At 62.3% G+C, this 22,654-nt stretch carries 22 protein-coding genes; 8 read left to right on the forward strand and 14 right to left on the reverse strand.

The annotated features are described in order from the left end of the window. The 3 genes from BraRD5C2_RS24990 to BraRD5C2_RS25000 all read right to left on the reverse strand — a co-directional run. The coding region (locus BraRD5C2_RS24990) for an NnrU family protein (RefSeq protein WP_223972671.1) at positions 1 to 382 on the reverse strand (382 nt) is incomplete at its 3' end. Between the two features lie 80 nt (positions 383 to 462). Beyond that, complete coding sequence (locus tag BraRD5C2_RS24995; RefSeq protein ID WP_223972673.1) at positions 463 to 1,071, reverse strand: hypothetical protein; 609 nt, start codon at positions 1,069 to 1,071, stop codon at positions 463 to 465. A gap of 219 nt (positions 1,072 to 1,290) precedes the next feature. After that, a complete protein-coding gene (locus BraRD5C2_RS25000) occupies positions 1,291 to 2,910 on the reverse strand; it encodes a peptide chain release factor 3 (RefSeq protein WP_223972675.1) in 1,620 nt (539 codons plus the stop codon). Between the two features lie 156 nt (positions 2,911 to 3,066). On the opposite strand from BraRD5C2_RS25000, the gene sugE reads away from it, so the two are divergent. Beyond that, the gene (gene sugE / locus BraRD5C2_RS25005; RefSeq protein WP_092113374.1) at positions 3,067 to 3,381 is read left to right on the forward strand and encodes a quaternary ammonium compound efflux SMR transporter SugE; all 315 of its coding nucleotides are present in this window, start codon (positions 3,067 to 3,069) and stop codon (positions 3,379 to 3,381) included. On the opposite strand, the gene BraRD5C2_RS25010 is transcribed toward sugE, so the two are convergent. The 7 genes from BraRD5C2_RS25010 to BraRD5C2_RS25040 form a co-directional block, all read right to left on the reverse strand. After that, positions 3,382 to 4,386, reverse strand: a complete 1,005-nt coding sequence (locus tag BraRD5C2_RS25010) for an inorganic phosphate transporter (protein ID WP_223972677.1) — start codon at positions 4,384 to 4,386, stop codon at positions 3,382 to 3,384. A 14-nt stretch (positions 4,387 to 4,400) separates the two neighbouring features. Continuing rightward, positions 4,401 to 5,045, reverse strand: a complete 645-nt coding sequence (locus BraRD5C2_RS25015) for a DUF47 domain-containing protein (RefSeq protein WP_223972679.1) — start codon at positions 5,043 to 5,045, stop codon at positions 4,401 to 4,403. A gap of 145 nt (positions 5,046 to 5,190) precedes the next feature. Next, complete coding sequence (locus BraRD5C2_RS25020; protein ID WP_223972681.1) at positions 5,191 to 6,159, reverse strand: branched-chain amino acid ABC transporter permease; 969 nt, start codon at positions 6,157 to 6,159, stop codon at positions 5,191 to 5,193. A gap of 1 nt (position 6,160) precedes the next feature. Next, positions 6,161 to 7,024: a branched-chain amino acid ABC transporter permease gene (locus BraRD5C2_RS25025; protein WP_050406473.1), complete on the reverse strand. Its 864-nt coding sequence runs from the start codon at positions 7,022 to 7,024 to the stop codon at positions 6,161 to 6,163. Between the two features lie 64 nt (positions 7,025 to 7,088). Then, positions 7,089 to 8,309, reverse strand: a complete 1,221-nt coding sequence (locus BraRD5C2_RS25030; protein WP_223972683.1) for an ABC transporter substrate-binding protein — start codon at positions 8,307 to 8,309, stop codon at positions 7,089 to 7,091. A 40-nt stretch (positions 8,310 to 8,349) separates the two neighbouring features. Further along, a complete protein-coding gene (locus BraRD5C2_RS25035; RefSeq protein WP_223972685.1) occupies positions 8,350 to 9,093 on the reverse strand; it encodes an ABC transporter ATP-binding protein in 744 nt (247 codons plus the stop codon). Next, positions 9,086 to 9,841, reverse strand: a complete 756-nt coding sequence (locus BraRD5C2_RS25040) for an ABC transporter ATP-binding protein (protein WP_097675648.1) — start codon at positions 9,839 to 9,841, stop codon at positions 9,086 to 9,088. Before BraRD5C2_RS25040 ends, BraRD5C2_RS25035 begins: the two co-directional genes overlap by 8 nt. Before the next feature lie 340 nt (positions 9,842 to 10,181). On the opposite strand from BraRD5C2_RS25040, the gene BraRD5C2_RS25045 reads away from it, so the two are divergent. Together BraRD5C2_RS25045 and BraRD5C2_RS25050 are read left to right on the forward strand one after the other, a co-directional pair. Then, on the forward strand, positions 10,182 to 10,784 hold the full coding sequence (locus BraRD5C2_RS25045) for a PAS domain-containing protein (RefSeq protein ID WP_223972687.1): 603 nt from the start codon (positions 10,182 to 10,184) through the stop codon (positions 10,782 to 10,784). A 3-nt stretch (positions 10,785 to 10,787) separates the two neighbouring features. Next, the gene (locus BraRD5C2_RS25050) at positions 10,788 to 11,405 is read left to right on the forward strand and encodes a hypothetical protein (RefSeq protein ID WP_223972689.1); all 618 of its coding nucleotides are present in this window, start codon (positions 10,788 to 10,790) and stop codon (positions 11,403 to 11,405) included. Positions 11,406 to 11,419: 14 nt separating this feature from the next. Here BraRD5C2_RS25050 and BraRD5C2_RS25055 read toward each other — a convergent pair whose 3' ends face one another. The 4 genes from BraRD5C2_RS25055 to BraRD5C2_RS25070 form a co-directional block, all read right to left on the reverse strand. Beyond that, entirely contained in the window at positions 11,420 to 12,586 is a 1,167-nt protein-coding gene (locus BraRD5C2_RS25055; RefSeq protein WP_223972691.1) for an HWE histidine kinase domain-containing protein, read from the reverse strand. A gap of 119 nt (positions 12,587 to 12,705) precedes the next feature. Further along, entirely contained in the window at positions 12,706 to 13,074 is a 369-nt protein-coding gene (locus BraRD5C2_RS25060; protein ID WP_223972693.1) for an ArsC family reductase, read from the reverse strand. Positions 13,075 to 13,353: 279 nt separating this feature from the next. After that, the gene (locus BraRD5C2_RS25065; protein WP_223972696.1) at positions 13,354 to 13,863 is read right to left on the reverse strand and encodes a cytochrome P460 family protein; all 510 of its coding nucleotides are present in this window, start codon (positions 13,861 to 13,863) and stop codon (positions 13,354 to 13,356) included. A gap of 79 nt (positions 13,864 to 13,942) precedes the next feature. Next, a complete protein-coding gene (locus BraRD5C2_RS25070; protein WP_223972702.1) occupies positions 13,943 to 14,989 on the reverse strand; it encodes an alpha/beta fold hydrolase in 1,047 nt (348 codons plus the stop codon). A 164-nt stretch (positions 14,990 to 15,153) separates the two neighbouring features. On the opposite strand from BraRD5C2_RS25070, the gene BraRD5C2_RS25075 reads away from it, so the two are divergent. The 5 genes from BraRD5C2_RS25075 to BraRD5C2_RS25095 all read left to right on the forward strand — a co-directional run bounded on the left by BraRD5C2_RS25075 (position 15,154) and on the right by BraRD5C2_RS25095 (position 22,419). After that, on the forward strand, positions 15,154 to 16,707 hold the full coding sequence (locus tag BraRD5C2_RS25075; protein ID WP_223972705.1) for a winged helix-turn-helix domain-containing protein: 1,554 nt from the start codon (positions 15,154 to 15,156) through the stop codon (positions 16,705 to 16,707). A gap of 408 nt (positions 16,708 to 17,115) precedes the next feature. Then, complete coding sequence (locus tag BraRD5C2_RS25080) at positions 17,116 to 18,792, forward strand: arylsulfatase (protein ID WP_223972707.1); 1,677 nt, start codon at positions 17,116 to 17,118, stop codon at positions 18,790 to 18,792. Positions 18,793 to 18,897: 105 nt separating this feature from the next. Continuing rightward, a complete protein-coding gene (locus BraRD5C2_RS25085; RefSeq protein WP_223972709.1) occupies positions 18,898 to 19,668 on the forward strand; it encodes a 2'-5' RNA ligase family protein in 771 nt (256 codons plus the stop codon). Positions 19,669 to 19,767: 99 nt separating this feature from the next. Next, on the forward strand, positions 19,768 to 20,826 hold the full coding sequence (locus tag BraRD5C2_RS25090; protein ID WP_223972711.1) for an HAD family hydrolase: 1,059 nt from the start codon (positions 19,768 to 19,770) through the stop codon (positions 20,824 to 20,826). 297 nt (positions 20,827 to 21,123) lie between these two features. Continuing rightward, entirely contained in the window at positions 21,124 to 22,419 is a 1,296-nt protein-coding gene (locus BraRD5C2_RS25095) for a TAXI family TRAP transporter solute-binding subunit (RefSeq protein WP_223972719.1), read from the forward strand. Positions 22,420 to 22,654 lie beyond the last annotated feature (235 nt).

Genomic DNA, 22,654 nt, shown 5'->3' on the forward strand with positions numbered 1-22,654 from the left:
TCGAGCCGAGATCGCCATTGGCGAGCAGATGCGCGAACGCCCACAGCTTGACGCCCGCCAGCATCGGATGCTTCAGCGTGGTGTAGATGCGGCCGCGGATATAGGCGGCCACCACCAGGATCACGGCCGGCAGCATCAGCGCCACCGTGATGTGCTTGAACGCGGTCGGCGGCGTCCAGACGTCGATCCACCCGGTCGCGCGGTAGTGGGCGAAGCCCCAGATGATCAGCGCGAGACCGGCGAACGACACCAGCGAATAGACGCCCTTGTAGGCCCCCTCGCCCATCGCATTCACAATGCCGGCGCGCATCTCGCGCAGGCTGGTCAGCACATGGATACCAAGGAACAGCACGAGACCCAGGATCATGACGAGAAGTCCCACGATGTTCCTCCCTGATTGATTGCTGCCCTCGCCTAACATCTTCGCCGGGCGGGTGGCAATGCGCCACGCCGGGTGGCGGGTCACGGATTGCCGGTTGGCTTCGCCAGTTCGCGATTGTCGACATAGCGGATCATGATCGGCCGGCCGGCCAGCGCGCCGCCGAGCCCGCCGGTGAATTTCAGCGGCAGGCAGGCACTGAGCGAGGCGTTGATCGCGTTGAGGTAGATCGTGCGGGTATCCGCCGGGATGCCTCGCGTCGCGAATGTCAGGCGCGGCATGCCGATCATCTCGCCGGTCCGCTTGAAGCTGAAGCGCACCGACATCTGCATGCCCTCGCGCGCATCGTCCGGCGGCGGCGGCGCCCAGCAGGAACGCAGCGCGGCGAACAGATCGCCGATGGTATCGAGATCATGGTCCGGCCTGCGGTACTTCTCGGCCTGCCCCTCGGGCGGCACCGTCAGGATCGTGAGCTGCAGATTTTCGCCGTACGGATAATTGATTTCGGGCAGGCAGGGCCCGTGGTTGAACACGCTGCAATAGGACGGGATGCAGGGCCCATAGTCGAGCACGCTGCAGGGCGTGTGTGCAAACGGCACCGGGTTGGTCTGCTGCCGCTGTCGCGCGCCGGCAGTGCCCGCGAGGGCAAGGGCCACGGCGATAGCGAGGCAAATGACGACGCGTCGGAACATGCGGTTGGACCCGGGATGCGTTCCCGTGAAAATGGTACCGCGGCCGGACCGCGGCAAGCGGGGCCGCGTTCACTTCCTTGCGCTCGCCCCAACCTCGGTGTCATCGCCCGGCTCGACCGGGCGATCCAGTATCCCAGAGACGGCAGTGAGTCACGGAGAAGCCGCGGCGTACTGGGTCCCCCGGTCGTGCCGGGGGACGACACCGAGTATGTGGCGGCGCTACGCCTTCTTCTTCACGTCCTTGACGTTGGAGAAGGTGATGCCCTCGGCGCGCTCGCGGGTGTAGCCGAGATAGAACTCGTTCTTGGCCATGAACACCGGATCGCCGTCGACATCGTCGGCGATGCCGGAATTGTTGGCGGCGACGAAGGCCTCCAGCTTCTTGCGGTCGTCGGACGAGATCCAGCGCGCCAGCGAGAACTCCGAGATCTCGAACTCGACCGGCAGCGAATATTCGGCATCGAGCCGCGCCTTCAGCACGTCGAGCTGCAGCGGACCGACCACGCCGACCAGCGCCGGCGCACCGTCGCGTGGACGGAACACCTGCACGACGCCCTCCTCCGACATCTGCTGCAAGGCTTCCTTCAGCTTCTTCGCCTTCATCGCATCGGTCAGGCGGACGCGGCGGACGATTTCCGGCGCGAAGCTCGGCACACCGACGAAGGTCAGATCCTCGCCCTCGGTCAGGGTGTCGCCGATCCGCAACGTGCCGTGGTTGGGAATGCCGACGACGTCGCCGGCAAACGCCTCGTCCGCCACCGAGCGGTCCTGCGCGAAGAAGAATTGCGGGCTCGACAGGCTCATGTTCTTGCCTGTTCGTACCAGCTTGGCCTTCATGCCGCGGGTGAGTTTTCCGGAGCACAGCCGGGCGAACGCGATGCGGTCGCGGTGGTTCGGATCCATGTTGGCCTGGATCTTGAACACGAACGCGCTCATGCGCGGCTCTGCCGCCTCGACCTTGCGCAGATCGGAATCCTGCGCACGCGGCGCCGGCGCGAACTTGCCGAGGCCCTCGAGTAAGTCACCGACGCCGAAATTGCGCAGCGCGCTGCCGAAATAGACCGGCGTCAGATGGCCCTCGCTGAATGCCGCGAGCTCGAACGGCTTGCAGGCTTCGGACGCGAGCGCGAGCTCATCCCTGACCTCGGCGACGTCGAGATTGGGGTTGCGCTTGCCGAGATCGGCGATGTCGATCTGCTCGGTGGCGCCGGTCTTGGCGCCGCCGCCCTCGAGCAGCCGCACGCCGCCATTGACGACGTCATAGGTGCCGAGGAAGTCGCGGCCGCGGCCGACCGGCCAGGTCATCGGCGTGGTGTCGAGCGCCAGCGTCTTCTCGATCTCGTCGAGCAGATCGAACGTGTCGCGGCTCTCGCGGTCCATCTTGTTGATGAAGGTGATGATCGGGATGTCGCGCAACCGGCACACCTCGAACAGCTTGCGCGTGCGCGCCTCGATGCCCTTGGCGGCGTCGATCACCATGACCGCGGAATCGACCGCGGTCAGTGTGCGGTAGGTATCTTCCGAGAAGTCCTCGTGGCCCGGCGTGTCCAGCAGGTTGAACACCAGATCGTTGAACTCGAAGGTCATCACCGAGGTGACGACAGAGATGCCGCGCTCGCGCTCGATCTTCATCCAGTCCGAGCGCGTGTTGCGCCGCTCGCCCTTGGCCTTGACCTGGCCCGCGAGGTTGATGGCGCCGCCGAACAGCAGCAGCTTTTCCGTCAGCGTGGTCTTGCCGGCGTCCGGGTGCGAGATGATCGCGAAGGTGCGCCGTCGCGCCACTTCCTCGGAAAGCGGCGAGCGGGACGGCGATTCGGCTGAAACTGAGATGTCGGACATGGCGGGGCAGCGTTTGGCAGGGAAAACGGGCGCAATCAAGGGCGTTTTGTCGCAATGCGGAATGGCCGCACCACCCACATATAAGCACGGGAAAGACGACCTTTTCCTCACCATACCATCCGCGGGGACGACCCTGCCTTATCTGGAGGGTTCGTTATGGCTTGGGCCATTCTGTTCACCGCAGGCCTGCTCGAGATCGGCTGGGCGATCGGGCTGAAATATACCGAGGGTTTCTCGCGGCTGGTGCCGTCGGTGCTGACGCTCGCGGCGATGGCCGGCAGCGTGATCCTGCTCGGCATCGCGCTGAAGACGCTGCCGATTGGAACCGCCTACGCGGTCTGGACCGGGATCGGCGCGGTCGGCACCGCGGCGCTCGGCATCATCCTGCTCGGTGAACCCGCGACCGCGATGCGGCTGGCCAGCATCGGGCTGATCGTGTCCGGCATCGTCGGCTTGAAGCTGGTCGGGTAATTATCTGAGAACCTGCACCGCCCAATAGGTCGCGGCCGCAACCGCGGCCGAGGCCGGGATCGTGATCACCCAAGCGTAGACGATCGAGCTCGCCACGTTCCAGCGCACGGCGGACAGCCGCCGTGCCGCGCCGACGCCGACGATGGCGCCGGTGATGGTGTGGGTGGTCGATACCGGGACCCCGAGATAGGTCGCGATGAACAGCGTGGCGGCGCCGCCGGTCTCGGCGCAAAAGCCCTGCATCGGCGTCAGCTTGGTGATCCGCAGCCCCATGGTGCGCACGATCCGCCAGCCCCCCATCAGCGTGCCCAGCGCCATCGCGCTCTGGCAGGCCAGCACCACCCAGAACGGAATCTCGAACGTGTCGCCGAGATGGCCCTGCGAGTAGAGCAGCACGGCGATGATGCCCATGGTCTTCTGCGCGTCGTTGCCGCCATGGCCGAGCGAATAGAGCGACGCCGAGGCGAATTGCAGTATCCGGAAGGCGCGATCGACGGCGAATGGCGTCGAGCGCACCGAGAGCCAGGACACGATCGCAACCAGCACCAGCGCCAGCAGGAAGCCGACCAGCGGCGACAGCACGATGGCGAGCAAGGTCTTGGTGAGCCCGCTCCACACCGCCGCCGAGATGCCCGCCTTGGCCATGCCGGCGCCGACCAGGCCGCCGATCAGTGCGTGCGAGCTCGACGAGGGAATGCCGAGCGCCCAGGTGATCACGTTCCAGACGATCGCGCCGACCAGCGCGGCGAAGATCACGGTGGCGTCCACCACCGACGGGTCGATGATCCCGGTGCCGATGGTGTTGGCGACGTGCAGGCCGAACACCGCGAAGGCGACGAAGTTGAAGAACGCTGCCCAGAACACCGCATATTGCGGCCGCAACACGCGGGTCGAGACGATGGTCGCGATCGAGTTCGCGGCATCGTGCAGGCCGTTCAGGAAGTCGAACAGCAGCGCGACCGCGATCAGGATGGTCAGGACCGGAAGACCCAGCGTGGTGTCCACGTGATGTCCCCGACCTACACTTGCTCGATGACGATGGAGTTGATCTCGTTGGCGACGTCGTCGAAGCGGTCGGCCACCTTCTCGAGGTGATCGTAGATCTCCGCGCCGACGATGAAGTCCATCGCGTTGGCGTTGCGGTGCTTCAGGAACAATTCCTTGAGCCCGATATCCTGGAGATCGTCGACTCGGCCCTCGAGCTTGGTCAGCTCCTCGGTGATCTGGGTCAGCATCGAGACGTTCTGGCCGATCGCCTGCAACAGCGGCAGCGCGCGGATGACCAGATTGGCGCATTCGACGATCAGGCCGCCCATCTCGCGCATCGGCGGCTCGAACTCGCGCACCTCGAACAGCATGACGGCTTTGGCGGTCGCCTGCATCTGGTCGACCGCGTCGTCCATCGCGGTGATCAGGTTCTTGATGTCGCCGCGGTCGAACGGGGTGATGAAGGTGCGGCGAACCGCGGTCAGGACCTCGCGGGTAACGCTATCGGCGTCGTTCTCGAACTGGTTGACGCGCTGGCAGAAGACCGGGGTCTCCTCGCCGCCCTTCAGCATGTCCTGCAGCGCCAGCGCGCATTTTACCGAGGTCTGGGCGTGTCGGGCGAACAGCTCGAAGAACCGCTCTTCCTTGGGCAGAAAGGCGCGAAACCAGCGCAGCATGTCTCTATTCCATCATTCAGGGACAGCCCTTTTAGCGACTGTCACAGAACTGTCATAGAGCATCTGCCTGGGAAAATACCCCGACCGACCGCCCCAATGGGCGGTCGTCCACCGCTAAAGTCGGCCGAAAATCGCGTGCCCTGCCCTACAGCGACCGCCGCAGCAGGTGGGCCAGCTCGCCGACCAAGCCGCGCCGGAACAGCAGCACGCAGGCCACGAAGATCACGCCCTGGATCACCGTCACCCACTGGCCGAAACCGGCGAGATATTGCTGCATGGCGATGATCACGAACGCGCCGACCACCGGGCCGAAGATGGTGCCGAGGCCGCCGACCAGCGTCATCAGCACGATCTCACCGGACATCGACCAGTGCACGTCGGTGAGCGAGGCATTCTGCGCCACGAACACCTTCAGCGAGCCGGCAAAGCCCGCCAGCGTGCCCGACAGGATGTAGGCCAGCATCTTGTACTGGTCGGTCTTGTAGCCGAGCGAGATCGCGCGCGGCTCGTTCTCCCGGATCGCCTTCAGCACCTCGCCGAACGGCGAGTTGATGGTGCGGTAGATCAGCAGGAAGCCGCCGAGGAATCCGGCCAGCACGACGTAGTACAGCACCGTCGGCTTCGACAGGTCGAAGATCCCGAACAGGTGCCCCTGCGGAATGCCCTGAATGCCGTCTTCACCGTGGGTGAACGGCGCCTGCAGATAGAGGAAGTAAAGCAGCTGCGACAGCGCCAGCGTGATCATCGAGAAATAGATGCCTTGCCGCTTGATCGAGATGAAGCCGGTGACGAGGCCGAGCAAGGCCGCCGCGGCGGTGCCGGCGACGATTCCGAGCTCCGGCGGCAGCCCCCACACCTTCAGCGCATGCGCCGAGACGTAGCCGGCGGTGCCGAGGAACATGGCGTGGCCGAACGAGAGCAGGCCGCCATAGCCGATCAGAAGGTTGAAGGCGCAGGCCAGCAGCGCAAAGCACAGCGCCTGCATCACGAAGAAGGGATAGATCCCCGTGAACGGCACCACGGCCAGCAGCACGGCCATCACGGCGAATACGATCATCTCGTCGCGCATCGCGCGCGGCGTCACCGGAAGTGTATCGTCGGTCAATGCTGACATATCAGGCCGCCCGTCCCGTCAGTCCCGTTGGCTTCACCAGCAACACCACCACCATCAGGACAAACACCACGGTGTTGGAGGCCTCGGGATAAAAATACTTGGTCAGTCCCTCGATCACGCCGAGCGCGAAGCCGGTGATGATCGAGCCCATGATCGAGCCCATGCCGCCGATCACGACCACCGCGAACACCACGATGATGAGATCGGCGCCCATCAGCGGGCGGACCTGGTTGATCGGCGCCGACAGCACGCCGGCGAGCGCGGCAAGACCGACGCCGAGCCCGTAGGTCAGCGTGATCATGCGCGGCACGTTGATGCCGAAGGCCCGCACCAGCGTCGGGTTCTCGGTGGCCGCGCGCAAGTAAGCACCGAGCTGCGTCTTCTCGATCAGGAACCAGGTGGCAAGGCACACCACCAGCGAGAAGATCACGACCCAGCCGCGATAGATCGGCAGGAACATGAAGCCGAGATTGACGCCGCCCTTGAGCTGATCCGGGATCGAGTAAGGCAGGCCCGAGGAGCCGAAATAGTTCTGGAACACGCCCTGCACGATCAGCGCGATGCCGAAGGTCAGCAGCAGTCCATAGAGATGGTCGAGGCCGGCGAGCCATTGCAGCATGGTCCGCTCGAGGATCATGCCGAAAATGCCGACGATGACGGGTGCGATGAGCAGCGCCCACCAGTAGTTGATGCCGCCCAGGTTGAGCAGGAAATACGCCACGAAGGCGCCCATCATGTAGAGCGCGCCGTGCGCGAAATTGATGATGTTGAGCATGCCGAAGATGACGGCGAGCCCCAGACTGAGCAGCGCGTAGAACGAGCCGTTGATCAGTCCCACCAGAAGCTGTGCGTAGAGAGCCTGCATCGAATGAGCTTTCGCTGGATAGATGAAGCCCGCCGGCCACGCCCATGGCCGGCGGGCATGATCGTTACTTCTTCAGGAGCGCACAGGTGCTCTTGTCGAGCGGCGTGAAGGCCTGGTTGCCCGGCACGGTGCCGACCAGCTTGTAGAAGTCCCAGGGTCCCTTGGACTCCGAGGGCTTCTTCACCTCGAACAGATAGGCGTCGTGGGTGACGCGGCCGTTGGCCTCGACCTCGCCCTTGCCGAACAGCGGATCGTCGGTCGGGATGGTCTTCATCTTCGCGACCACCTTGGCGCCGTCATGCGGATTGCCACCGAGCGCTTCCAGTGCCTTGAAGTAATGCAGCAGGCCCGCATAGACGCCCGCCTGCACCATGGTCGGGGGAGCGCCGCTCTTCATCTTCTCCGAGAAGCGCTTCGAGAAGGCGCGGGTCTTGTCGTTCAAGTCCCAGTAGAACGTCTCGGTGAAGTTGAGGCCCTGCGCGGTCTCGAGCCCGATCGCCTTGACGTCGGTGAGGAACAGCAGCAGCGCCGCGAGCTTCTGGCCGCCCTTGACGATGCCGAACTCGGCAGCCTGCTTGATCGAGTTGGTGGTGTCGCCGCCGGCATTGGCGAGACCGATGATCTTGGCCTTGGAGGCCTGCGCCTGCAGCAGGAACGAGGAGAAGTCAGCGGTGTTGAGCGGATGCTTGACGCCACCGACCACCTTGCCGCCATTGGCGGTGATGACCGCGGTGGTGTCGCGCTCCAGCGCCGCGCCGAACGCGTAGTCCGCGGTCAGGAAGAACCAGGTGTCCCCGCCCGCCTTCACCAGCGCCTGGCCGGTGGCGTGCGCCAGCATGTAGGTATCGTAGGTCCAGTGCACCGTGTTCGGCGTGCACTGCGCGTTGGTGAGGTCAGAGGTCGCGGCGCCCGAATTGATGTAGACGCCGTTCTTCTCCTTCACGACGTTGTTGACCGCGAGCGCGACACCGGAATTCGGCACGTCGACGATGGTGTCGACCTTGTCGACGTCGAACCACTGGCGGGCAATGGTGGTGCCGATGTCGGGCTTGTTCTGGTGATCGCCGGAGATCAGGTCGATGGTCCAGCCCTTGGCCTTGAGGCCGGAATCCTCGATCGCCATCTGCGCCGCCAGCGTCGAGCCGGGGCCCGCGAGGTCGGCATAGAGGCCGGACTGATCGGACAACACGCCGATCTTGACCGTCTTGTCGTCAGCGGAGGCGACACTTGCAACGGAGAGCACCATCGCGGTGCCGAGCAGCAGCGCAGAAATCGTATTCTTCATAGGGTATTCCCTCGTCCTAAATTTTCTGGCTCGGGCGACTTCAGACGCCGAGATAGGTATGCAGCTTGTCCATGTTGGCCGACAGCTCCGAATTGGCGAAGCCGTCGATCACCTTGCCGTGCTCGACGATGTAGTAGCGGTCGGCAACGGTCGAGGCGAAGCGGAAATTCTGTTCGACCAGCAGGATAGTGAATCCCTGCGACTTCAGGCGCGCAATGGTGTGCCCGATCTGCTGAATGATGACCGGCGCCAACCCTTCGGTGGGCTCGTCCAGCATCAGGAAGCGCGCGCCGGTGCGCAGGATGCGCGCAATCGCCAGCATCTGCTGCTCGCCGCCCGAGAGCTTGGTGCCCTGGCTGTTGAGCCGCTCCTTCAGGTTGGGAAACAGCGTGAAGATCTGGTCGAGCGGCAGGCCGCCCGGACGCACCACCGGCGGCAGCAGCAAATTCTCGCGCACGTCGAGGCTCGAGAAGATGCCGCGCTCCTCGGGGCAGAATGCGATGCCGAGCCGCGCGATGCGGTCGGAGGTGGCGCGGATGATCTCCTTGTTGTCGAAACGGATCGAGCCGGAGCGCTTGTTGATGACGCCCATGATCGACTTCAAGGTCGTGGTCTTGCCGGCGCCGTTGCGGCCGAGCAGCGTCACCACCTCGCCGGCCCTCACGTTGAAATTGATGCCGTGAAGAATGTGGGATTCGCCGTACCAGGCCTGCAGGTCGCCCACCGTCAGCACCTCGGCGCCGGCCGCAGCCACGGGCCTCTCCGCCAGTTTTGCCTCAGCCATGACCCGCTCCCAGATAGGCTTCCTTCACGCGCTCGTCCTTGGAGAGGTCGGCGTAGTTGCCCTCAGCCAGCACCTGCCCGCGCGTCAACACGGTGATGATGTCGGAGAGGTTGGCCACCACCGAGAGGTTATGTTCGACCATCAGGATGGTGTATTTGGCGGAGATCCGCTTGATCAGCGCGGCGATCTTGTCGATGTCCTCGTGGCCCATGCCGGCCATCGGTTCGTCGAGCAGCATCATCTCGGGGTCGAGCGCGAGCGTCGTTGCAATTTCAAGTGCGCGCTTGCGGCCGTACGGCATCTCGACCGCCGGGGTGTTGGCGAATTCGCTCAAGCCGACGTCGTTCAGCAGTTCATGGGCGCGCGGATTGAAGCGGTCGAGCACGGTCTTCGAGCGCCAGAAATCGAATGACGCGCCGTGCTGGCGCTGCAGCGCCACGCGGACGTTTTCCAGCGCGGTCAGATGCGGAAATACCGCCGAAATCTGGAACGAGCGGACCAGCCCGAGCCGCGCCACGTCGGCCGGCGGCATCGCGGTGATGTCCTGGCCCTTGTAGCGAATCTGCCCGCCCGTCGGCTTCAGGAATTTGGTCAGCAGATTGAAACAGGTGGTCTTGCCGGCGCCGTTCGGCCCGATCAACGCATGGATGCTGCCGCGACGCACCTTCAGCGCAACGTCGCGAACGGCAAAGAAACCCGCGAATTCCTTGGTCAATCCGCTGGTTTCGAGAATGAACTCATCGGCCAAATAGATTCCCCCATACGCCATCGCCGCGAAGCCCGTCGCCCGCGTGGCCAGCTCTTTTTCATGTTCGACAGGTTGTCCGTACGTCTTGGAAACCGTCCGGGGGCCTGTCGCCTCCGGGCCGGAATATGCCGTCATCTGTGGCGGTTACGCAAGGTGGAAAGCTGTGCAGTGCAGTATTGGCACGACCAGTTCCGGTTGATCCTTAGTCGAATGGCCTTCGAGCGCGCTTTGCGCCTCGGAAAGCCGTCATTAAGGCTGTTTTGCTCCTGACTTTCCTTTTCATAGAATATTTCCGCCTCTCGCCGAAGCTCTCGCCATAGTATTAAGGGCGGCCAGGGCCTTGCATTTCGAGAGCACCAATTCCTCGGTCATCAAGTCGATCCGGCAACGTGATTTTCTCAACACGTGGCTGCGACTTTATGCCCGTGGCCAGACCATCCCGCGGATCGATGAATTTCAGCCGGAGCGGATCGAGGAAGATCTGCCTGACACCGTGTTCTTCACCGTCGATGCGGCAGCGCAGCCGCCGCAACTGACGATCGAGAGCGACGGCACGCGGATGGCCACAGCCTACGGACACAGCGGCAAGGGCCGCCTGCTCGACGACTATCTCGGACCGCGGCTCGCGCCGGTCGTGATGCCGGTCTACCATGAATGCATCGCGCGGCGGCTGCCCGCCTACACCATCACCGATATCGACGACATCTACGGTCACGTCGTGGCCTATGAACGGCTGCTGCTGCCGTTCTCGGACGGCGGTGCCGTCACGCATCTTGTCGCATCGCTTAAGACGATCAGCGACAACGGCAGTTTCGAGATCCGCAATCTGATGCGCGGCAACGAGACGCTGCCGAACTTCAAGCTGTGCGCGATCATCGACCGCGACCTGTTCCACCGTGCCCCCGGTCGCATCCCGCCCGCGGATGTGCTCGAGTTCGGCTAGCTCATGCCATTCAGAAGCGCCGATCCATCGGTGGTCAAATCGATCACGCAGCGGGTGCTGCTGAACGCCTGGCTGCGCGCGCTGCGCATGCCGGACACCCTCCCCCTGCTGTGCGATTTCCACACCGACGGCACCGCCGACGAGCGGGCCGACATGATGGGTTTTGATGTCGTCGGCAGCGGCGACGCCGCACGCTTCATGATCACGCAGGAAGGTGCGCGGCTGACGACGGCCTATGGCAACGAGCATGTCGAGCCGCGGCTGCGCACCAACCGCTATCTCGACGACGCGATCGGCCCCGAGCGCTACGCCGGCGTGATCCTGTCCTATCGTGCCTGCCTCGCGCGCAAGCGTCCGACCTACACGGTTGCGGAGGTCACCGACGCCGACGGCAAGGATGTCTCCTATGAGCGGTTGCTGCTGCCGTTCGGACGCGGCGACACCGTCGAGCACATCATCGGCTCGTACAAGGCGATCAGCATCGAGGGCGGCTTTCGGCTGCACAATCTGATGGGCGTGAAGGCGAAGGCCGTGCCGGTCGTCACCGTGCGGGCGGTGATCGATCGCAGGTTCGTGCCGGCGGATCGTCCGGCGAGCCATGATTCAGTCGAGCTGATCTAGGCCCGTGCAAAGCCTCAGACTGCAAGACGATCTAAAGGCACCGTAACCCTCAACCTGAGCCCGCTCGGCAGCCAACTGTGCTCAACCTTGCCGCCGAGCTGATCAGAAATGCTGCGCTCGGCAAGCACGCTCCCAAAGCCCTTGGCTGATGGCGGAGCGACAATTGCGGGGCCGCCTGTTTCCTTCCAATCAAGTTGCAAGTTGTCGCCCTCAGTCGCCCATGTGACACTGATCGAACCGGTCGGCTCCGATAGCGCGCCATACTTGGCCGCATTCGTCGTGGTTTCGTGCAGCGCGAGAGCGAGACCGGTCACGGCCATAACACCCACGGGCACAGTGGGGCCCCCTAGGATGATGCGTTCGCGAGACGTGTCATCTTCGTACGGTCGCAAGACCGTTCGCACGACGTCTCCCACGGTCGTTCGCTCGCTGTGCGTCTCCGTACCCATAATCCCGGGACGGATTAGATCCTTGGCTTGCATGAGAGCGTTCAGACGGCCTCGTAAGGATTGAGCCATTTCCTGCGGCGTTCGAGCTGACCGAGCGCTCAGACTTATGATGCCCTGGAAAACGGCAAACATGTTCTTTACGCGATGGTTTGCCTCCCGAGCGAGCAGCCGTTGGCGCTCTTGCGCAGCTACACGTTCGGTCGTCTCACTGACGATGCAAAGTACACCGCCAATTTCGCCCGCCAGTTTTTGAACAGGAGAATAGGAGATGTCGAAGTAAACTGTTTCCGGGTAGCCGTGACGCTCAATGTAGAAGGGACGATCCTTGGCGAAGACTGTTTCGCCGGTATTGAGGACGCCTCTCAGTAGCGGTTCTAAATCATCCCACAACTCGGCCCAATTCTCGCGTGCGGGCCGTCCAAGAGCCGTTGGGTGCTTCTGACCTATCGACGGTGCATAGGCGTCATTGTATAGCGCCACAAACTCCGGCCCCCAGAACAGCACTATCTGTGCTTTTGCCGGCAGCATAAGGCTGACTGCACTCTTGAGGTGTGCAGGCCAGTCCGCGATTGGTCCCAAGCTGGTGGCGGACCAGTCAAGAGACCTAATGAGTGCGGCAGCTTCGCCCCCACCTTGGGGAAAATCGCCTTCGACGTTGCGAGCGGTGCCCATGGCGTTCAACAAGCAGATTTTACCATCGGGAACAAGGCTCGCGACACCAGCCTGTGTCAAGTCCGCTGCGGGTCATTTTCGACGGTCTCAGCGGGGACTATTGCCAGGTTGATGTCCGCTTCTGCCCGTGCGCGCCGGGGAGCCGAGTCAAACTCCCAAACTGGGTCGCGCCGAACGCGTCAGCCTTTCTTGCGCGCCTTCGCCGGCACTTCCTTGGCGTAGATATCCGGCTTGAAGCCGACAACGCGCTTCGACCCGAGATCGAGCACCGGGCGCTTGATCATCGAGGGCTGCTCGGCCATCAGCGCCAGCGCCTTACGCTCGTTCAGTCCTTCCTTGTCGGCATCGGGCAGCTTCTTGAAGGTCGTGCCGGCGCGGTTGAGCAGCGTCTCCCAGCCGACCTCGTCGCTCCACTGCTTGAGCTTGTCCTTGGCGATCCCGGCGGTCTTGTAGTCGTGGAAGTCATAGCCGACGCCGTGATCGTCGAGCCAGGCGCGCGCCTTCTTCATGGTGTCGCAGTTCTTGATGCCGTAGATGGTGATCGTCAAAGCCGTTCCCCGCATGCGATTGCGGCGGAGAAACTAGCCTCACTGCAACGGCAGCGCCAGATCAGACCGCGCCGCGAGGACGTGAAGAAGGCGTAGTGCCCATACTCGGTGTCGTCCCCCGGCTCGACCGGGGGACCCAGTACGCCGCGGCTTCTCCGTATCTCACAGCCGCCTCTGGAATACTGGATCGCCCGGTCCATGTGCGCAATTGCGCACAGGCCGGGCGATGACAGCGGGGTTATGGCGAGAAAACAGTCTCCACACCGATATCAGTGGCACTCAATGCGCATCATGCGTGAAGACGAAATCGTGATCGCTGGCATGAGCCTCGTGACAGGCGAAGCACGTCTCGTGCTGGGCGGCATCGACCGGCTTGCCGTCGATGAAGCGGCCAAAGCCCCAGCCGCCGGTCGAGGCATATTTGGCGGAGTCCTTGACCATGACCTGGACAGTGGTCGCCTGCCCCGTGATGAACGCACCGTTGAGGCCCGCAACCGGCTTGCGCTTCCAGGCGAGCTTGACCAGCACGGTACCGTCGGGGAATCGCGCGGCGCCGTCCTGATAGGCCTTCACGGCGGTCGCATTGCCGAGCACGCTGCGCAGTTCGTCGAGCCCGGTCTCCTCGCCGACCGCGATCAGCTTCCAGTCGCGATAACCGTCCGGAATCTTCACGCCGAAGATCGGCGATGCCAGCGCCGCATCGTCGGCATGTCCGACGGCGAACGGCAATGACGCGCTGATGCAGGCTGCCGCGATCGCGGCAGCTGCCCATTTCACAAACTGTCTCATGATCCGTGATCCGCGCTCTCGATTCTTGTTTGACGCGTTTTCTTCACGCGAACCGGTATCCACTTCGCTCGAAAACGCTCTAGGCCTTGCTGACGTCGATGATGGCCTGCGTGAAGGCCTGCGGCGCTTCCTGCGGCAGGTTGTGGCCGATGCCGCCAGTCAGGGTCCTATGCTCGTAATGCCCGGAGAACTTCTTGGCATAGGCCGCCGGCTCCGGATGCGGCGCGCCATTGGCATCGCCCTCCATCGTGATGGTCGGGATCGCGATGACGGGCGCCTGGGCCAGCGTTTTCTCGAAGGCGTCGTACTTTGCCTCGCCCTCGGCGAGACCGAGCCGCCAGCGATAGTTGTGGATCACGATATCGACATGGTCGGGGTTCTCGAACGCAGCCGCGCTGCGGTCATAGGTGGCATCGTCGAACTTCCACTGCGGCGAGGCGAGCTGCCAGATCAGCTTGTTAAAGTCGTGCCGGTTCTTGCCATAGCCCTCACGGCCGCGCTCAGTCGCGAAATAGAACTGGTACCACCATTGCAGCTCGGCCTTCGGCGGCAGCGGCATCTTGCCGGCCGCCTGGCTGCCGATCAGATAGCCGCTGACCGACACCATGGCCTTGCAGCGCTCGGGCCACAGCACCGCCATGATGTTGGCAGTGCGCGCACCCCAATCATAGCCGCCGAGCACAGCCTTCTCGATCTTCAAGGCATCCATCAAGGCAATGATGTCGGCGGCGACCGCGACCGGCTGGCCGCTGCGCATCGTGTCGCTCGCGAGGAAACGCGTGGTGCCATAGCCGCGCAGATGCGGCACGATCACGCGGTAGCCGGCCTCGGCCAGCGCCGGCGCGACGTCGGCATAGCTGTGGATATCGTAGGGCCAGCCGTGCAGCAGGATCACTGCGGGACCGGTGGCCGGCCCCATCTCGACATAGCCAGTATCGAGCGCGCCGGCATTGATCTGCTTGACCGGACCGATCGTGGTGTGGCTACCGGCCTTGACCGCGGGCAACGCCGCCTTGGTCTGAGCTTGGGCTTGGGCCGATCCAATGAAGCCGAGCTTGCTAGCGGCGAGGATCCCGCCGGCGATGCCGAGGAAGTGGCGGCGTTGCTGATTGACGGATTGGGACATGGCGATCTCCTTAAGTCTGGTGTCGGGATCGACTATCGCAGAGACCGCCCCCGTCCGCTTTCAGAGGGCGTGGATTTATCCTTCAGACCGTCGTGATTTTGGCCCCACGCCGCCTGTGCTAGGTTCCGCCCCGCATTCAGCCGCCGGCCGCCGGACTCTTCGATTTGACCTACCATTTCAACGACTTGACCCTCGATTCCGAGCGCCGGGAGCTGCGCCGCGGCGATGCCCTGGTGGCCGTCGAGCCGCAGGTCTTCGATCTGCTCGAGTTCCTGATCCGCGCCCGCGACCGCGTGGTCAGCCGCGACGAGGTGCTGGCGGCGGTCTGGCACGGGCGGATCGTCTCGGAAGCGACGCTCTCCAGCCGGGTCAATGCGGCACGAACCGCGATCGGCGACAATGGCGAGGAGCAACGGCTGATCCGCACCCTGCCCCGCAAAGGCCTCCGCTTTGTCGGCGATGTCAGGGAGGAGAGCACGCCCGATCATCCGGCTGCGGACAAAGCCACCGCGTCACGTCCGAGCGAGGGTCCGTCGATTGCGGTGCTGCCGTTCACCAATATGAGCGGCGACCCCGAGCAGGATTATTTCGCCGACGGAATCGCCGAGGACATCACCACCGCGCTGGCACGCTGCAGCCGCCTCACCGTGATCGCGCGCAACTCCGCCTTCACCTACAAGGGCAAGGCGGTCGATATCCGCCAGGTCGGGCGCGATCTCGGCGTCGGCTATGTGCTCGAAGGCAGCGTCCGCCGAGGCGGCGACCGCCTCCGCATCACCGGACAGCTGATCGACGCCGTCTCCGGCGCGCATCTGTGGGCCGACCGCTTCGACGGCGCGGCGACCGACGTGTTCGACCTGCAGGACCGCATCACCGAGAACGTGGTCGGCGCGATCGAGCCGACCTTGCTGGTCGCCGAAGCCGAGCGGGTGCGGACGGCGCCGCCGGACCGGCTCGACGCCTACGACCTGCTGCTGCGCGCCTACAGTCTGAGGTATCAGTTCACGCCCGAGAGCATGGAAGCCGCGCTCGATTGTCTCGACCAGGCGCTGGCACTCTACCCCTCTTACGCGCCGGCGCTGGCGGCGTCGGCCTATTGCCATGCGATGCGTCATGTCCAGGGTTGGCTGAAGCCGAACGACGCCTACCGGGAACGCGCGGTCATGCAGGCTTGGCGCGCGGTCGAGCTCGCGCCGGGCGACCCGCAAGTGCTGTGGATGGCGGCGTTCGCGATCTGGAACATGGCCGACGAGATCGAGCCCGCGCGCGAATTGTTCGAGCGGTCGCTTGCGATCAACCCGAACTCGGCGATGGCGCTCGTGCTCTGCGGCTGGATCGAGGCGATGCGCGGCAACCAGCAGGCCGGACGCGCCATGATCGAGCGCGCACAGCGGCTGAACCCGCGCGACCCGCGCGGCTGGTTCGCCTCAGCCGCGCTCGCAATCTGCGCGGTGCTCGACCAGAATTTTGCCGAAGCGGTGATGTGGGCCGACAAGGCCCTGGCGCAGAACCGCCGCTTCGCGGTGGCGCTGCGCGTCCTGATCGTGGCGCTGGTGAAGACCGGCGAGAGCGAGCGCGCGACCCAGATCGCGCGCGAACTGCTCAAGGTCGATCCGGAGTTCACGATCTCCGGATTCCTGGCGCGCATCCCCTTCCCGGTGGAAGCGATGTCCGCGATCTATCGCGAGACGCTGAAGGCAGCCGGCGTCCCGGACTGACATCGCTCTGAGGACGCTGCGATCGTGCACCCGTGGTGCGCCGCGCGGCTTGCCTGGCAGCATCGGCCTCAGTGCATCCCTCGTCGTCGAGTACGTAGCGCATGATTCAGCCCGCTTCGGTCAAAGATTTGAATCATGGCTCGGCAGTCAGGCTCAATGAGCCGTGCCGACGGGAGCGGTCGCGATGTGCCCGGAAGCGGACGCATAATGCCCACCTTGAGTTTTGCCGAGTTTGACCCGAAGCCGACATCACCGGTCACTCACTCATCATGCCGGCCCGCGAGCCAGAAGGCGGAGTCCGTTGACCTAGATCAACAGAGCTTCGCGACGTTTTGTCCTACCTAACCTCCGGCTCCCACATCTCGTCGACTCGGTTCACCCGGCAAGGCTAAGCGGAGGAAATATCTCATGAAATCTAGATTTGGACTTTTGCGTGTCTTGATGGCGAGCACTGCTGCCGTGGTAGTGACGACGATGCCTGCATCTGCCCAACAGCAGAAGCGACCCAACATCGTCATGCTAATGACGGACGACACCGGCTGGAACGACTTCGGTGCCTATTCGGGCGGTGGCGCTGCACTCGGCCATCCTACACCGAACATCGACAGGATCGCCAAGGAAGGCGCAACATTCACGAGCTGGTACGGTCAGGCGAGCTGTACCGCTGGCCGCTCCTCATTCATCACAGGGCGGATTCCCATCCGTTCGGCACTCTCGATCGTCGTGGCTCCGGGCGATGAGAACGCGATCAAGAAGGAGACGCCAACCATCGCAGAGTTCTTCCAGAAGAATGGATACTCAACCTACTTCTCGGGAAAATGGCACCTCGGCGACAAGCCTGAGTCCTATCCGATCGAGCATGGCTTCGATGAGATGAAGGAATTTGCCGCCTATTATCCTGGCGTCTATACCTATAGCGACACGTCCCGCTACTTCCATCCGTGGTTTCCTTCCTACAATCCCGAGATTGCCAAGGCCTATCTCGAGGTTGTGAACATGTTCGAGTGGGAAGGCGCGGCCGGTCAACCAGCGAGGAAAGTGGCTGAAATAGGCTACGACTATCTGAAGACTTTCGACACGCGGCAGGCGGACTCGGCGATCGAGTACGTCAGGAAGCATGCCAAGGACGACAAGCCGTTCTTCGTGGATGTGAATTTCATGAAGATGCACAACCCGACCAATCCCAACCCGAAGTTTGCCGGGAAATCACATCTTGGCGACTATTCCGACGCGCTGATGGAGCTTGACGACGACATCGGGCGGATCATGGATGAAATTCGCGCCGACGCGCCCAACACAATCGTCATTGTCACCGCGGACAACGGCGCCTGGCAGGACGCCTATCCCGATGCCGGCACCACGCCTTTCCGTGGTGAAAAAGGTACCGCGTTTGAAGCAGGCTGGCGCGTGCCGGGGCTGATGTGGTGGCCGGATCACATTCCAGCTAGTGCGAAATACGATGAAATGATGTCGCATATCGACTGCTGGGCGACGCTCGCCAAGATGGTAGGGCTCACCCCGCCGCCGCACGGCGCTTGGACCGACAACAACGGTAAGCCGATCTACTTCGACAGCATCGACAACAGCGAGTACGTCCTCGGTCGCGCCAAGCACTCGGCGCGCCGATCATGGGTCTATATCGACGGCGAGAACTTCATGGGAGCACGCGCGGATATCGCCGGCGATCCAAGCAACCCCGACATCAGCATCGCGTGGAAGTACTTGTGGACCGCGAAGGACACATGGCTTGGACCAGAACAAAACCTTGGTTCGATCGGCGCGCTCTATAATCTCACCATGGACCCGTTCGAAAAGTACGACATGGTGTTCAACGGCGCGATGTCGGCGCGCATGCCGACACAGTCGCCTGGCAAGTACGCAGGTCAGGACAACGGCTGGGCCGCGGCGCTCATCTTCCCGGTCGTGATGGAGTTCAACAAATCTATCGTCGACTTTCCGAACACGAAGCGTTCGCCGGGTGGGGCTTCCAACGATTGGAGACCCGATCTCCAGCGACCCGACAATCCGGTGCCGCTCCTGGATATGAAGAAGCCGCCTAACGTGAGAAGCCTGGGCGGCGGCTAGCTGGCTAGACGAAAGACGCACTTCGACCAACGCCGATTTCGCAATCGGCGTCGGTCTTATAAGCGACGGGCTATGCTAACCCTCCACCATTTGGGGAGCAAAGCGATGAAGACAGCCTTCTTAGCGAGCATTCCTGCCCATCTAGAATACCAGGGTCGTCCATGCGCGCTGGTCCTTAGAGCCATCGGCCTCGTGCTGGCCGTGGTGCTCGGCTTCGCCCAAGACGCCGTTGCGCAACAAAATCTGGTGACAGCGATCGACATCGCGCTCGAACCCGACGCAACGATGCTTCAACACGCGAAGGACGCCAACGCGCGACTGCTCAAATCCTTTCCAAAGGGCTTTCCTCTGGATGAGACGCACCACCCGCACGTCACCATGTTGCAGCAGTTCGTCCGCACGGAGGACCTCGACAAGGTATTTGCGGCGGCGAACGCGGTACTGGCCAAAGAGAGGCCCAAGGCGTGGGTGCTGAAGGCGTTCAAATACTACTACGTCCCGTCTCCGCCGCTCGGACTCGCAGGGATAGTCGTCGAACTGACTGAAGACCTGCATCGGCTGCAAGACGAGCTCATCAAAGCCGTTGAACCCTACACCGTGAAGACCGGAACCCCGGCAGCATTCTTCAGCGAAGATGGCGGACGCGACATTCAGGAAGACCTGATCAGGTACGTCGCCAATTTCGTCACAGACGCGGCGGGCAAGCGGTTCAATCCGCACGTGACGATCGGCGTCGGAACGGAAACCTATCTAAACGAGATGTTGGCTGAGCCATTTCCATCGTTCACTTTCTCGGCGGCTGGCGCGTCGGTCTATCAGCTTGGCACTTTTGGCACAGCTCGCAAGGAACTCAAGGCGTTACCGCTGACGCCCTGAGCCGGTGAGCAAAATGACGCCTTCGAACATCTCAAAGAAATCCGCGGCTCTTGCAGAGCGTCAGCCTCGGCTGCGACGTTCATCGTTAGGAGAAAGCCGGTGAAGTTCGACGACCGTCCCCCTGAAATTGACCGTCGCGCTCTGGTTTCAAGCTTCGTCTTGTTACCGGTCCTGTCCACAACGCTGCTTTCCTCGCCTGTCCAAGGGCAGACGACGGCAAGCGACCAGCTTGCGTCATGGAACGAGGGCCCGGCGAAACAGTCGATCATCGACTTCGTGCGCGCCACCACCGATCAGGGAAGCTCGAAATTCGTGGCGGTCGAGGAGCGCATCGCGACCTTCGATCAAGACGGCACGCTCTGGGTCGAACATCCAATCTATACGCAAGTGACGTATTGCCTGGACCGCGTTTCGACGCTGGCGGCACAGAAGCCCGAACTCAAGGGAATCGAACCGTTCAAGACCGTGCTGTCCGGCGACCGGGAAGCGATCGCCAAGCTGACGATGCATGACCTTGAGACAATTCTCGCCGCGACCCTGACTGGCATGCCGGTCGAGGAATTTGAAGCCGACGTCAAAAACTGGCTGGATACCGCCAAGCATCCGCGCTGGAAGCGTCTCTATACTGAGTTGACCTATCAGCCGATGCTCGAGGTCCTGCAGTATCTGCGAATCAACGGCTTCAAGACCTATATCGTGACCGGCGGCGGCCAGGATTTTGTGCGCCTCTATTCGCGGCGGGTCTACGGGATCCCTCCCGAACAGGTGGTCGGCACGATGGGCGGCACGAAGTTCGGCTACGACAAGGATGGCAAGCCGTTCCTGACCAAAGAGCCGAAGCTACTTTTGAACGACGACAAGGCCGGCAAACCCGAGGGCATTCATCTGATGATCGGCCGCCGTCCGAACGCGGCCTTCGGCAACTCGGACGGTGACCGCGAGATGCTGGAATATACCGGAGCCGGCGACGGCGCACGGCTGATGATGGTGGTGCTGCACGACGACGCGGCCCGAGAATACGCCTACGGCCCGGCGCGCGGCCTGCCCGACAGCAAGTTCGGTACCTTCACCGCGGCACTCGACGATGAGGCGAAAAAGAAGGGCTGGACAGTCATCAGCATGAAGAACGACTGGAAGCGCGTTTTTGTCTTCGAATAGGGCGCACGATGTCGCCTAGTGGCCCATAGCTGACGGTCTGGACGACCACCGAGAACGTCGGTTCTCCGGAGTGAACTGGAAGTCCGAATGTTCGGTCGCAATCGGCGGCTTTTGCCCCATAACGGTCATTGTGAAGTTGATGGACATATCAAGGTGTTCCTCGGGCGCATCAACACGAGATCGTTAATCGCGCAATCGATCTCAAATAACGTGCCTTCCATCGAAAAAGAGGAAAAGGGGTAGCGATTATAGTCACACGCTCAAGGCCAGTAACTCGATGAAAATAAGGTTTGATGGATGGCTGCCAAGGAAATTCTAGGAAAGCATTTGCCTGCAGTCGCCATCCTCGTGATCGCCGCGGTGATCGCATGTGCTGCCATTATAATGCTGCGCAACATGCCGCCGTTCACAATCGCTATGGCAACTGGACCCGAGGGAAGCGCTTATTACCAGTACGGTCAACGCTATCGCGAAGAACTCGCAAAGGCAGGCGTGGATGTGCGACTGGTGACCACTGCGGGCTCGCCGGAAAACATAGCTTTGCTGCAGGACCCACGTTCCGGGGTTAATGTGGGTTTTATCCGCGGCGGCACTGCTGGCGCAAGCGCTTCGCGCGAACTCGAATCGCTTGGGACAGTCTCCTATCAACCGTTGTGGCTTTTCCATAAGCGCGAGTTGCTGCTAGCGGACGGGTTCATGGGTCTGCGGGGCCGGAAGATATCAATTGGTCCCGTCGACAGCGGCACTCAAACACTATCGCTCGAACTGCTCAAACGTAACGGAATTGATGAACGGGTTAGCGAATTGCTGAACCTGGCTCCAGAGATAGCGGGCGAAAAGCTCATAGGCGGGGAGATCGACGCGATGCTAACGCTGAACTCTTGGGAATCACCCATTGTTCAGACGCTTCTCGCCGACGACCGCATCGAGATTACAAGTTTCCCACGTGCGGATGCGTATGTCGCGCTGTATCCTTATCTGAATAAGGTTGTGGTACCTAGGGGTGTGGGCAACCTGGCAAAGGATCTGCCACCAGCCGACGTTGTTTTGCTCGCGCCGAAAGCTAGTCTCGTCGTTCGCAAGGATCTGCATTCAGCAATTCAATACTTGCTGCTGAATGCGGCCGTGCAGATCCATTCGGGGCCCGGCATTTTTCAGCACGCTGCTCAATTCCCAGCCGCTCAATCTATCGACGTTCCCCTAAGCAGCGAGGCACATCGGTTTTACAAGTCTGGGCCGCCATTCCTGCAGAATTACCTTCCTTTTTGGATGGTTGAACTGGTCGGAAGGCTATTAGTACTGCTCATTCCACTTATCGGCTTGCTCTATCCGATTATAAGGTTTCTGCCGTCATTTTACGATTGGCTGATGCGAACAAAGATTTTTCGGCTGTACGGCGAGCTGAGATTTCTGGATGATACCATATCGAGCCCCGCCGAACGCGACACGGCTGCAATGATCGCGAAGCTCGATCAGCTTGAAGAACAAGCTGACAGTCTCAAGCTACCGGCCGCCTACGCGAGTATGCTGTATATGTTGCGAAATCACATCGATCTTGTGCGGGCCAAACTGCAAAAAAGGCTGACGAATTGACAAATGGCATCCTCCCGCCTTCGGCCCATCGCATCATGTTGCCCACCACGAGCTCGCACGCACCGATGAGGTGAATCAAATAGCCAGCCGTGAGGTCTCCTATTGGCCCATCGGCGATCTCGGGAGATATCTGCTTTTCCGCCGCTGTTGCGGTCAAGCGGACATCAGGCGCCGACCGCTCAATGAGTATGCGGCTTATGTAGTGCTACTCCGGTCGCTTGGCCGCTCCAATGAA

Origin of the sequence: Bradyrhizobium sp. RD5-C2 (assembly GCF_019972155.1) — a bacterium.
In the GTDB taxonomy this organism is placed as follows: domain Bacteria; phylum Pseudomonadota; class Alphaproteobacteria; order Rhizobiales; family Xanthobacteraceae; genus Bradyrhizobium.